The following is a 13,160-nucleotide window of genomic DNA, read 5'->3' as shown; positions in this document are numbered from 1 at the left end:
ACAGGTCTGAACTGTTGCTCATGTTTCTGTACAGATACCAATAAAAAGGAAATAAATCGTAAACACAGAATATATTATATATAGAAGTATTTTGTTATGGAAGATTATGTTTTGTCCCCTGCAGTCAGGATTCAGTGTGAGGAATAAGCCTATGACAATCAGAGAGCAGCTGGAAGAACGGGAACTAGAATATTTAAGCCCTTATGCAACGTTTAGCAGAAATTCAAAGGGAAGAAAGCGGCAGGAGCCGGAATGCGATATCCGGCCCGTATTTCAACGCGACAGGGATCGGATTCTGCACTGCAAATCCTTCCGGCGCCTGAAGCAGAAGACCCAGGTTTTTCTGCTGCCCAAAGGGGATCACTATAGGACAAGGCTGACGCATACGCTGGAGGTCTCTCAGAATGCCAGGACGATTGCAAAAGCCCTCAGGCTGAATGAGGATCTGGTGGAGGCGATTGCACTGGGCCACGATCTGGGGCATACGCCTTTTGGCCACGCAGGGGAGCGCGCCCTGAACCGCGTATACCATTTTTCCCATAACGAACAGAGTGTGAGAGTCGTGGAATGTGTGGAGAAGCAGGGAGCCGGCCTGAACCTGACATGGGAAGTACTGGACGGCATCCTGAACCATCCCACAGCAGGCACTCCCCGCACCCTGGAGGGCCAGGTGCTCCGTCTTTCGGATAAGATAGCCTATATCAATCACGATATCGACGATGCAATCCGGGGAGGCATTCTCGTGGAGGAAGATATCCCTTACGAATATCGCAGGGTTCTTGGTAATACCAGCAAAGAACGTCTGAACACCATGGTACATGACGTGATCATCCACAGTATGGATAAACCGGCGATCATCATGTCCGAAGAGGTGGAAACTGCAATGATCGGCCTCAGAAAATACATGTTTGAAAATGTTTACCTGAATCCAAAGGCAAAGGGGGAGGAAGACAAGGCAGTGCGCCTGATTGAACAGCTGTATGATTATTATATCCATCATATCGAACAGCTCCCCTTGCAATACCTGCAGGCGATTGACAGGACGGACAGCTGCAGGGAGCAGATTGTATGCGATTACATAGCGGGGATGACCGATAATTATGCGGTAAAAAAGTATGAAGAATTTTTTGTTCCGGAAGCATGGAAAAATTAAAGGAAATCAGAATGTTTTGTCGAATATAATATATAGGGCTTTTTTTATGGAGGAATAAATGTATTATCCAGAAGAATTGATAGAAGAAGTAAGAATGAAAAATGACATCGTGGATGTAATCTCCGGTTATGTGCGGCTGCAGAAAAAAGGGAGTTCTTATTTTGGGCTTTGTCCGTTTCACAATGAAAAATCGCCGTCTTTTTCTGTGAGCAGAGGAAAACAGATGTATTATTGTTTTGGCTGCGGCGCTGGCGGCAATGTATTTACATTTCTGATGGAATACGAGAATTTTTCGTTTATAGAGGCTGTAAAGTTTCTGGCCGACAGGGCTGGCGTGGAGCTTCCGGAAATGGAATATTCGAAAGAAGCCAAAGAGAAAGCCGACTTACGCGCAATGCTTTTGGAGATCAATAAAGCTGCGGCGCAGTATTTTTATGTGCAGCTAAAATCTGAGCAGGGCAAAGCAGCATATACATATTTGAGGAACAGGGAACTCTCGGATGACACGGTCAAGGCTTTTGGACTGGGTTACTCCAACAAGTACAGCAATGACCTGTTCCAGTATCTCAGAAAGAAAGGTTACAGTGAGGATCTGATCCGCCAGGCCGGGCTGATCAATACAGATGAGAAAAACGGTGTATACGATAAGTTCTGGAACCGGGTCATGTTTCCGATCATGGATGTGAACAACCGTGTAATCGGATTCGGCGGCCGTGTTATGGGAGATGGGAAGCCTAAGTATCTGAATTCACCCGAGACGGCGATTTTTGATAAAAGCCGCAATCTGTACGGCCTGAACCGGGCACGCACTTCAAGAAAGCCTTATTTTCTCATATGCGAAGGATATATGGATGTGATCTCCCTGCATCAGGCGGGATTCACAAATGCGGTGGCCTCCCTCGGTACGGCGCTGACAACCGGACATGCCTCTTTGATTAAGCGGTATGTACAAGAGGTCTATCTGACTTACGACAGCGATGAGGCGGGGACAAAGGCAGCGCTCCGTGCGGTACCGATTTTGAAGGAGGCAGGAATTTCCGCAAAAGTAATCCGGATGGATCCCTATAAAGACCCCGATGAATTTATTAAGAACCTGGGGGCAGAAGAGTTTGAAAAGCGGATAGGCAGTGCAAGGAACGGTTTTTTGTTCAGCCTCGAGATTCTGGCAAAGGACTATGACATGGAATCCCCTGAGGGAAAGACCGCATTTTTTAAGGAAACAGCTAAGCGGCTGACCGGATTTGAGGATGAACTGGAAAGAAACAACTATATTGAAGCCGTGGCAAAAGCCTACAAGGTCAGTGAGGACAGCCTGCAAAAGCTTGTGACCAAGACCGCCATTAGTGAAGGTATGGCAAAGCCCGCAGCAAGGCCAAGACAGGCATCCGGAGGGGGAAAGCCGAAGGAGAACGGTATTCTCGTATCCCAGAAGATCCTTCTGACATGGATGATCGAGGACGAGAAGCTATTTGGTACCATCAAGCGCTACATAAGCCCGGAGGACTTTACGGAGGAGCTGTACAGGACGGTGGCAGAGCTGCTTTATGAGCAGTACGGCTCAGGGGAACTGAACCCGGCAAAGATATTGAATCACTTTACAGCGGAAGAAGAGCACAGGGAAGCCGCTTCTTTATTCCATACAAAGATCAGAGAACTGTCAACAAAAGAGGAGCAGGAGCAGGCTTTGAAGGAAACGATACTGCGTGTAAAGAGACACAGCATCGACGACCGGACAATGCACCTGGATCCGACGGATATGGCAGGGCTGCAGAGGCTCATGGAAGAGAAGCGCAGACTTGATGATATAAAGAAACTGCATATTTCTATTGAATAAGGATAAAATAAAACAAGATAGCCCTATACCGGGGTATACCGGCCGTAGGCAAAGGAAGGATGGACACATGGAAGAAAACACACAGAAATTTGACGAGAGGCTGAAAGAACTTGTTGCGTTGGGCAAGAAAAAGAAAAGCATCCTGGAACTTCAGGAAATCAATGACTTTTTCAATGATATGGAGTTGGACGCAGAGCAGATGGAAAAGGTATTTGACCATCTTGAGTCAAATAATATTGATGTGCTTCGAATCAGCGGAGATGATGATGACGTAGACGTTGAAGTCATCATTACTGATGAGGAAGAGGTGGATATGGAGAATATCGACCTTTCTGTACCGGACGGCGTCAGTATAGAAGATCCTGTGCGTATGTATCTGAAAGAGATCGGGAAGGTTCCGCTTTTGAGTGCGGAGAGAGAGATTGAGCTGGCACAGCGTATGGAGGAGGGAGACGAGGATGCAAAGAAAGAGCTTGCCGAGGCTAACCTCCGACTTGTGGTAAGTATAGCAAAAAGATATGTTGGCCGTGGAATGCTCTTCCTTGACCTGATTCAGGAAGGAAACTTAGGTCTGATCAAGGCGGTGGAAAAGTTTGATTACCATAAAGGGTATAAGTTCAGTACCTATGCAACATGGTGGATCCGCCAGGCGATCACCAGGGCAATCGCAGACCAGGCCAGAACGATCCGTATTCCTGTGCATATGGTTGAGACAATCAACAAACTGATCCGTGTATCCAGACAGCTTTTGCAGGAATTAGGGCGTGAACCCACGCCGGAGGAGATCGCGAAGGAACTGGACATGCCCGTAGAGCGTGTGCGTGAGATTTTGAAGATTTCCCAGGAACCTGTGTCACTAGAGACTCCGATCGGTGAAGAAGAAGACAGTCACTTGGGAGACTTTATCCAGGATGACAATGTGCCGGTTCCGGCAGAGGCGGCGGCACAGACCCTGCTGAAAGAGCAGTTGGACGAGGTGCTAGACACACTGACGGAGAGAGAGCAGAAAGTACTGCGTCTGCGTTTCGGTATGAATGACGGCAGGGCAAGAACTCTCGAAGAAGTGGGAAAAGAATTCGACGTTACCCGTGAGCGTATCCGCCAAATCGAAGCGAAAGCCCTCCGCAAGCTCCGCCATCCAAGCAGGAGCCGTAAGCTTAGGGATTATCTGGACTAGGTACGGGCGTATGGAATTATCAAAGAGATTGCAGGCAGTCGCCGCTCTGGCGACTGCCGGATATATTACAGCGGATATAGGAACGGATCACGCCTATATTCCGATCTATTTGGTGAAACACGGAGTGATCCCCTCGGCCTTTGCGATGGATATCAACGAAGGGCCGCTTGTCCGTGCAAGAGAACACGTGGAAGAGAATGGTCTGTCAGACCGGATAGAGCTGAGGCTGTCAGACGGCCTGTGTGCCCTCCGGCCTGGAGAGGCCGAGACAGCAGTACTTGCGGGGATGGGCGGCGGCCTGATGATCCGGATTCTGAAGAATAGTCCGGATGTCACCGCAGGCATGAAGGAGTTTATCCTGCAGCCGCAGTCGGAAATAGCAAGAGTTAGAGCCTTTCTTTTAGAGGAAGGTTTTTTGTTTATCCGGGAAGATATGGTACTTGAGGATGGAAAGTTTTATCCTATGATGAAGGTGAGAACATTCGGGGAGCGAAACTCTCACTCTGAATGCTGGAGTGATGTGGAGATCCGATACGGAAAATACCTGCTGGAGAGACGCCATCCCGTGCTGAAGGCATTTCTCGAACGTGAGATGTCTCTGAAGTCAGAGATACTCAAAGGACTGGAGGGGCAGAGCAGTGAAAAGGCTCTGCGGCGATTCGGTGAATTAAAAGAAGAACTGGAATATGTGAGAAAGGGGCTGGATTACTATGCAATGTAAAGAAATCATGACGATAATAGAGGCGGCTTACCCAAAGTCGGCAGCACTGGATTTTGACAATGTGGGCCTGTTGGCCGGACGCTCTGACAAGGATGTAAACTGCATTTATCTTGCACTGGATGCTACCGACCAGGTCATTGAGCAGGCGAAGGAAACAGGCGCTGATATGCTGATTACCCATCACCCGCTGATTTTTTCGCCTTTAAAACGTATTACGGACGGAGATTTCATCGGTAAAAGGCTCGTAAGTCTCATACAGTCTGACATTTCTTACTATGCAATGCATACAAATTATGACGTCCTGGGGATGGCAGATCTGTCCGGAAAGGTTCTGGAACTGGAAGACGCACAGGTACTGGATATCACTTCAGAGACGAACGGTGTGCCGGAAGGCATCGGCAGGGTCGGCACTTTGAAAAATACCATGAGACTTGAGGAATGCTGCGCTTTTGTAAAGAATAAACTGGAATTAGGCTCGGTGAAGGTATTTGGAGATCTGGATAAAAAAGTCGGCAGGCTGGCGGTCTCTCCGGGATCGGGAAAAACCGCGGTTGTACCCGCCATACAGGCGGGGGCAGATGTGCTGGTTACCGGCGACATCGGCCATCACGAGGGCCTGGATGCAGTGGGACAGGGGCTTGCAGTTATCGATGCGGGCCATTACGGGACAGAATATATTTTTATAGAAGATATGAAACAATTTCTTCAGACCAGGCTGCCCTGTCTGAAAGTGGTAACAGCACCCATTATCCATCCGTTCCAGGTGCTGTAAAGGAACATTTCATCATCGTTAACGACCGGATACGCCGGCATATCATAATCAGAGGCAATGGAACAAGAGGCAGGAAAACTGCGGAAAGGAATGCTATGGAATCAACAACTTGTACAGTACGCATCGGAGAAGAGACGAAAGAATACGCGGTGGGAACGACTTATCAGGAGATTGCACAGGAATATCAGGCCAGATACGGACATCAGATTGTGCTCGTCTTTATCAATCAGTTCCATCTCCAGGAACTGGATAAAAAACTGGAGCAGGACTGCCGGGAGATTGAATTTATCACAACGGGAGATCCTATCGGATATGAGACTTACAAGAGAAGCCTGTGCTTTATGCTTGTCAAAGCGGTACACGACGTCGGAGGCCATGACAAAGTGGAGCGGGTCAGGATTCATTTTTCCATGAGCAAGGGATATTACTGTACGGTAGAAGGGGATGTGGAGCTCAACCAGGAATTCCTGGATCAAGTGGATGAGCGCATGAAGGAACTCGTTGCGGAGAAAATCCGGATCGAGAAGCGCTCCGTCCATACCACAAAAGCCGTCGAGCTTTTCCGGAAACACGGAATGTTTGATAAAGAGAGGCTGTTCGAATACAGGAGAGTATCCAAAGTCAACATTTACAGTATGAACGAGTTTGAAGACTACTATTACGGATATATGGTGCCGGATGCAGGGTATCTGAAGTATTATGCACTCTACCTGTATGATGAAGGGTTTATTATACAGATGCCTACGCTGGAATCGCCTGAGACTGTAGAGCCATTCTCACCCAGGCCAAAGCTGTTTCAGGTATTAAAAAGATCGGTTCTCTGGGGAGATATGCAGGGCATCGATACGGTCGGAGCCCTGAATGATATGGTGACGCAGCATGATATGAGCGAGGTCGTGCTGGTACAGGAGGCGTACCAGGAGCGCCAGATCGGGGAGATCGCCAAGCAGATAGCCGACAGGCCGGAGGCCAAGTTTGTCCTGATAGCAGGGCCTTCCTCCTCCGGAAAGACAACATTCTCACACCGGCTTTCCATCCAGCTCCGCGTCAATGGGCTGCAGCCGCACCCAATTGCCGTTGATAACTATTTTGTTGACCGTGAGCGCACACCAAGAGATGAGAACGGCGAATACAACTTCGAATGTCTGGAAGCCATCGATGTAGACCAGTTCAACGAAGACATGCAGGCCCTTCTCTCCGGCAGGGAGGTATACCTGCCCACCTTTAATTTTAAGACAGGAAAGAAAGAATACGGCAGCATTCCCAAGAAACTGAACACACAGGATATCCTGGTCATTGAAGGAATACACTGTCTGAACCCTAAGCTGACAGAATCACTAAACAACGACAACAAATTCAAGATATACATCAGCGCCCTGACCCAGCTGAACATTGACGAACACAACCGAATTCCGTCCACCGACGGGCGTCTCATACGCCGTATCGTAAGAGATGCCAGAACAAGAGGCAACTCCGCCAAAAACACCATCGCCAGATGGCCGTCGGTAAGGAAAGGAGAGGAGGAGAACATCTTCCCGTATCAGGAAGAAGCAGACGTCATGTTCAATTCTTCCCTTTTATATGAACTGGCCGTCCTAAAACAGTACGTTGAGCCCCTGCTGTTCGGAATGGGAAAAGACTGCCCTGAATACGTAGAGGCAAAAAGACTCCTGAAATTCTTTGATTACTTTGTGGGGATTGGGAGTGAGTCCGTGCCCACAAACTCCTTGCTTAGAGAATTCATCGGAGGGGGCTGTTTCAATGTGTAGATTTTTTGTAAGCGGGAATTTTTGGCTAGGGGGGACGCCTGTCTGAGGAGGGAGTTCAGCCGGGAGGCGGGGGACTTTGCATGTACTTTCTGAAAGCTGTCCGTTTGCCTGCAACCCCTAAATAAAAACCATGCCGGATGGAAAGGCACCGGCGGCATTCACCCCGCAATTCTGATGAATTGCGCGGCTCAGGCCGCCTTAAAATCTGCTTTTGTGAAGCAGATTTTAGCCTTTCCATCCGGCATGGTTTTTATTAAGGGGTTACACGGCGCTCTCTATGCTTCTCAGAAAGCACATGCAAAGTCCCCCGCCTCCCGGCTGAACTCCCTCCTCAGACAGGCTGGCGCATCCTGGCGGAAATAATGCCGCTTATAGGGGGGGGAATCTGACGGGGGAGGCGGATTGGGCTGGGGAAGCGGGGCCTGCTTGTGACAGATCAACATAGCGCAGGCACAATGTGACACCCGGGCCTTACCATACGCTGTCCCCGTCCATTTACTCCCGTGCAAGCCGTCCTACCTACCGGGTGCGACTAGCTGAGCGAAAGGGGCTGGGGGCGGGGCTTCCTATGCTGTTTTTGGAACCCTCATAGCGCGCTTAGAATCCGTTACAGGGAAAATGAGGGAAATGAAGGGCAGGATTTGATTTACCAAATCAAATCCTGTAGCCGCCTGCGGTGTGAAATCATCAGATTTCACGCCAAATGCGACTAGTACCTTCATTTCCCTCATTTTCCCTGTTACGGATTCTTAGCAAGCGGCCGGGCTCCAAAAACAGCATAGGAAGCCCCGCCCCCAGCTCCTTTCGCTCAGCGTCCCCCCTACTCCGACTTCACCTCCCGCCAAAGTTGGTTATAAATGGCATCATTTTCATCCCCCAGGAATTGGAAGGTTTCGCAGTTTTTGAGATCTTCCGGATCAGGAAATGCTATTTCACTGTTCCTCATCCAGTCTTCCTCGATGAGTTTGCGTCCTTCGGAGTTCGGGATGGAGTAGGTGATGTAGTCGAAGTTCATTTTGGCTATCTCGGGCAGGCAGAGATAGTTTATGAATTTCTCGGCGTTTTCTTTGTGCTTTGCGTTTTTCGGGATGACCCAGGAGTCGATCCAGAGGTTAGAGCCTTCTTTTGGGATGACATATTCCAGATCCGGATTTTCTACCTGAGTGTAGAGCGCCTCACCGGAATAGATGACGCCTATGGCGGCTTCGTTTCCGATCATTTTGTCGCGGACCTGGTCTACTACGTATGCCTGTACCAGCGGTTTCTGCTCGATGAGAAGCTTTTTGGCGGCCTCCAGTTCGTCCAGGTCTGTGGAGTTCAGGGAATAGCCAAGGTATTTGAGCGTGACACCGAAAGCGTCACGGACGCTGTCCTGCATGAGGATGCTGTCTTTGTATTTTTTATCCCAGAGGACGCTCCAGCTGTCTATGGGTTCGTCCACCATGGTTTTGTTGTATAAGATTCCGACCGTGCCGAAGAGATAGGGGACGGAATATTTGTTCTCAGGATCAAACTGGCGGGACTGGGTCATGTAGGTGCTGTCAATGTATTTTATGTTGGGCACATTGTCAAAGTTGATTTCTGAGAGCAGGTCGTTTTCAATCATGCGCTGCACCATATAATCGGAAGGACAGACCACGTCGTAAGCAATAGCACCGGACTGGATCTTTGGATACATGATCTCGTTTGTCTCATATTCCTCATAGACTACATCGATCCCGGTTTCTTCTTCAAACATGGTAATTACCTCGGGATCCAGGTATTCGCCCCAGTTATAGACGATCACCTGATTGCCTCCGGAAGAACTGTTTTGGGAGCCGTAGAAAAAGCCGCCTGCTATGATAACGATCACCATGGCCGTGGGCAGTATTTTACGGAAAATAAGGCGGGATACTTTGTGCTTTCTCTGGATTTTGAGCCGCTTTTCGCCTGCAGCCTCCTTTTTATCGGGGGTTACATTTACAAGGAACAAAAGAACCAGGACTGTCACGAACATGATGGTGGACAGCGCGTACATCTCGGGCTTAATGCCTTTTCTGACTTCACTGTAGATTTTCGTGGAGAGGGTATCCACCCCAGGACCCTTTGTAAAATGTGTGATTACAAAGTCATCCAGCGACATGGTGAAGGCCAGAAGAAAACCGGAAAATACGCCCGGCATAATATCCGGAAAAACGACTTTGAAGAAGGCATATACCGGGGAAGCCCCCAGATCCAGCGCGGCCTCATAGGTGTGTTTGCTGGTCTGCTTGAGCTTGGGCATGACGCTAAGAATCACATAGGGAATATTGAACGTGATGTGGGCCAGTAAAATGGTTTTGAACCCTAGTGAGAAGCGGAATGCGATAAATAAAAGCATCAGGGAGATACCGGTTACGATATCGGCATTCAACATGGGAATATTGGTGACTCCCATGAAAAAGGTGCGGAATTTGGGCTTCATGGCCTGAATCCCAATCGCCGCGGCGGTTCCGATGATGGTAGCGATCAGGGCCGAAACGAGGGCGATGATGAGCGTTGTATACAGCGCATTCATAATATCCCGGTTCTGGAAAAGGGCGGCGTACCATTTGCCCGTAAATCCTCCCCATTTGGAACGGGTCTTGGAACTGTTAAAGGACAGCACCATCAGGGTTACAATGGGAGAGTAGAGCAGGATAAAAATTAGTATTAAGTAAAAGCGTTTTGCAGCGTTTTTTATCAAAATGCGGTCCCCTCCCCATTCTTATCGTATTTGGCGATCAGCGCCATGCTGGCAATAATAAAAATCATCAAAACAAGAGAAAGACCGGAACCTACGTGCCAGTTGCTTCCCTGTTTGAATTCCTGTTCGATTACATTTCCGATTAACAGGATCTTGCTTCCGCCCAGCAGATCCGAGATGACAAAGGTCGTCAGCGAAGGAACAAACACCATGGTGACTCCGCTGATGATGCCCGGAACGCTTAAGGGTAGTATGATTTTTGAAAATGTCTGGATACCGCTTGCCCCAAGGTCGCGTGCAGCAAATATAACGTCTTTGTCTATCTTGGCAAGGACATTGTAAATGGGCAGCACCATAAACGGCAGAAAATTGTATACCATGCCCAGTACGATGGCATAGGGCGTATTAATCAGCGTCTGTGCCGGGAGATGGAAGAATCCCAGAATGCTGTTGATGATCCCGTTCTTTTCCAGCAGGTTCTGCCACGCCAGTGTGCGCAGAAGAAAATTCATCCACATGGGAAGGATGAATATCAGAACAATGAAGCTGGTCTGATTTACATTTTTTTCCGAAAGAATCATAGCCAGAGGGTATGCGAGTACGAGGCAGAGCAGTGTGCTTATGAAGGAAAGCAGCAGCGCTAGGCCGAGAGCCTTCAGATTCTCGGGCGTTGTAATCTGTGCCAGATTCAGTAAGGTAAAGCCTCCCTCTTTATCCGTCAGTCCGTAATACACGATCATGAGAAGAGGGATGATAATAAAGGATGCCGCCCAGAATAAATAGGGGCCGCTCAATAGTTTTCTACTCTTCAATTCCTACCGCCTCCGCATCTTCAGACTCCGGTTTTTTCATGATCTGTATGTCAAATGGATCTACTCTGATTCCCACTTCGGTCCCAACCGGGAACATATCCGTGCTGTGTACCAGAAGCTCATAGTTATTCGCAAGGACTTCCATCTCATAGTGGACACCTTTGAAGATCAGGTGGGTAACCACGCCCTCGATAATGCCTTCCTCCGGCTTTACCAGGTCGATGTCTTCCGGACGGATCACCGCATCCACGGGCTTGTTCCTGCCGAAGCCCACATCCACGCACTGCCAGACGGTTCCGAGCATCTTTACCGCCTTATCCTCCACCATAGTGGCCGGGAGGATGTTGCTGTCCCCAATAAAATCCGCGACAAACGCGTTCTGCGGCTCATTATAGATGTCCTCGGGCGTACCGATCTGCTGGATGTAACCCTGGTTCATGACAACAATTGTGTCAGACATGGTCAGGGCTTCCTCCTGGTCGTGGGTCACGTAGACAAACGTGATCCCAAGCTCATTTTTTAAACGGATCAGCTCGTACTGCATATCCTGGCGCAGCTTCAGGTCCAGGGCGCCCAGTGGTTCATCCAGAAGCAGTACCTTTGGTTCGTTGACGATTGCACGGGCGATGGCGATGCGCTGCTGCTGGCCTCCGCTCAGGGAGTCGGGGCTTCTGTCCTCATATCCCTCGAGATTGACCAGCTTCAGAGCATAACGAATCTTATCCTGGATATAACCTTTTGATTTGCCTTTGATTTTCAGGCCAAAGGCGATATTTTCTGCAATGGACATATGGGAGAATAGGGCATATTTTTGGAAGACAGTGTTCAGCTGACGGCGGTTGGGCGGCAGCTTATTAATGTTTTTTCCATCGAAGATGATATCCCCGGAATCCGGCGTCTCAAAACCGCCGAGAATCCGCAGGAGAGTAGTTTTTCCACAGCCGCTTGGGCCCAGAAGCGTTAGAAATTCGTTTTCACGAATATAGAGATCCAGCTGATCCAGAACTACATTCTCATCAAATGATTTTGTGATGTTTACAATATCAATCAGTTTATTGGACATTCTTCTCCTCCGTATAATAAGCTTTCACTTTATCCAAGCGGCTTCCCATGTTCTCAAGAAGCAGATCCGCCAATGTAAGGGCGGTCATAGACTCGATGACAACAACGGCTCTCGGGACGATGATGGGATCATGGCGCCCATGGATGGATATGGATGTCTCTTCCCCATCCTCCGTCACGGTCTGCTGTGTCTGGGAAATAGAAGGCGTTGGCTTAACCGCTGCGCGGACGATCAGCGTGGATCCGTCGCTCATCCCTCCAAGCACACCGCCTGAATGATTCGTCTTTTTATATATTCTCCCGTTTTCGGAAGCAAATGCATCATTATTGACACTTCCTGTCAAAGATGCAGCCTGAAGTCCGTCCCCGATCTCCACAGCCTTCACCGCGCCTACGGACATAACCGCCTTTGCAAGGCACGCATCCAGTTTGTCGAATACCGTTTCCCCGAGTCCGGCAGGCAGCCCGGTTACCCGGCACTCAATCGTGCCGCCGCAGGAATCCTGATCCGCGATCAGAGTATCCAGATGTTCGGCGGCTTTGGCAGCGGCCTCGTTGTTTGGCATATAGAGGCTGTTTTCTGTGATTTCCGTAAAATGATAATCTTCTTCCGGGATGTGAACCGGGCCGATCGATTTGGCGTAGGAAATGAGCCCGATTCCAAGCTCTTTTAATAATAAGGAAGCAACTGCGCCGGCAGCGACACGCCCGATGGTCTCCCTGCCCGATGACCTGCCGCCTCCGCGGTAATCGCGTATGCCATATTTTTGAGTAAAAGTATAGTCCGCATGCCCAGGACGGAAGGTGTACGCCAGATTCCCATAATCCCGGGAGCGCTGGTCCTGATTGCGGACGATGAGAGAAATTGGTGTGCCAGTTGTTCTGCCTTCGAAGATACCGGACAGAATCTCTACGTGATCCGCCTCGTTTCTCTTTGTTGTATATTTACTCTGCCCGGGCTTCCGCCGGTCCAGAAATGTCTGTATATCTGCTTCGCTTAAAGGGAGCCCTGCGGGGCAGCCGTCGATTACAGCGCCTATAGCGGCACCATGGGATTCCCCCCAGGTTGTTACCCGAAATAATCTGCCAAATGTTGAACCACTCATGGAAATACTCCTTTCTTTTTGCACATAGACTTATTATATAAGAAGTTATA

Annotated in this window: 10 protein-coding genes; 6 read left to right on the top strand and 4 right to left on the bottom strand. The window is 49.2% G+C overall.

Annotation, left to right across the window (positions count from 1 at the left end; all coding sequences use genetic code 11):
- The first annotated feature begins 151 nt into the window (after positions 1-151).
- From MWG26_RS11790 to MWG26_RS11765, 6 genes are all read left to right on the top strand, one after another.
- On the top strand, positions 152-1,153 hold the full coding sequence (locus MWG26_RS11790; RefSeq protein ID WP_025657364.1) for a deoxyguanosinetriphosphate triphosphohydrolase: 1,002 nt from the start codon (positions 152-154) through the stop codon (positions 1,151-1,153).
- Between the two features lie 58 nt (positions 1,154-1,211).
- Positions 1,212-2,987, top strand: coding sequence for a DNA primase (gene dnaG, locus MWG26_RS11785; RefSeq protein WP_025657365.1), 1,776 nt, complete (start codon positions 1,212-1,214; stop codon positions 2,985-2,987).
- Positions 2,988-3,054: 67 nt separating this feature from the next.
- Positions 3,055-4,164, top strand: coding sequence for an RNA polymerase sigma factor RpoD (gene rpoD / locus MWG26_RS11780; RefSeq protein ID WP_025657366.1), 1,110 nt, complete (start codon positions 3,055-3,057; stop codon positions 4,162-4,164).
- Positions 4,165-4,174: 10 nt separating this feature from the next.
- On the top strand, positions 4,175-4,885 hold the full coding sequence (locus MWG26_RS11775; protein WP_025657367.1) for a tRNA (adenine(22)-N(1))-methyltransferase: 711 nt from the start codon (positions 4,175-4,177) through the stop codon (positions 4,883-4,885).
- Positions 4,875-5,657 (top strand): Nif3-like dinuclear metal center hexameric protein, encoded by a 783-nt coding sequence (locus MWG26_RS11770; RefSeq protein ID WP_025657368.1) that lies wholly within the window; start codon positions 4,875-4,877, stop codon positions 5,655-5,657. The genes MWG26_RS11775 and MWG26_RS11770 overlap by 11 nt, the downstream gene beginning before the upstream one ends.
- Before the next feature lie 95 nt (positions 5,658-5,752).
- On the top strand, positions 5,753-7,426 hold the full coding sequence (locus MWG26_RS11765) for a nucleoside kinase (protein ID WP_025657369.1): 1,674 nt from the start codon (positions 5,753-5,755) through the stop codon (positions 7,424-7,426).
- An 820-nt stretch (positions 7,427-8,246) separates the two neighbouring features.
- Here the strand turns inward: MWG26_RS11765 and MWG26_RS11760 are convergent.
- The 4 genes from MWG26_RS11760 to aroC are packed head-to-tail and all read right to left on the bottom strand — an operon-like array spanning position 8,247 to position 13,110.
- Positions 8,247-10,130, bottom strand: coding sequence for an extracellular solute-binding protein (locus tag MWG26_RS11760; protein ID WP_025657371.1), 1,884 nt, complete (start codon positions 10,128-10,130; stop codon positions 8,247-8,249).
- The gene (locus tag MWG26_RS11755) at positions 10,127-10,942 is read right to left on the bottom strand and encodes an ABC transporter permease (protein WP_025657372.1); all 816 of its coding nucleotides are present in this window, start codon (positions 10,940-10,942) and stop codon (positions 10,127-10,129) included. Before MWG26_RS11755 ends, MWG26_RS11760 begins: the two co-directional genes overlap by 4 nt.
- A complete protein-coding gene (locus MWG26_RS11750; protein WP_117440847.1) occupies positions 10,932-12,005 on the bottom strand; it encodes an ABC transporter ATP-binding protein in 1,074 nt (357 codons plus the stop codon). The genes MWG26_RS11755 and MWG26_RS11750 overlap by 11 nt, the downstream gene beginning before the upstream one ends.
- Positions 11,995-13,110 (bottom strand): chorismate synthase, encoded by a 1,116-nt coding sequence (gene aroC, locus MWG26_RS11745; protein WP_117440846.1) that lies wholly within the window; start codon positions 13,108-13,110, stop codon positions 11,995-11,997. Before aroC ends, MWG26_RS11750 begins: the two co-directional genes overlap by 11 nt.
- Between the last annotated feature and the right edge of the window lie 50 nt (positions 13,111-13,160).

It is taken from the genome of Faecalicatena contorta (assembly GCF_022835095.1).
In the GTDB taxonomy this organism is placed as follows: domain Bacteria; phylum Bacillota; class Clostridia; order Lachnospirales; family Lachnospiraceae; genus Faecalicatena; species Faecalicatena contorta.
The sequence above is the reverse complement of the archived record's forward strand: the minus strand, read 5'-3'. Positions and strand labels throughout refer to the sequence as shown.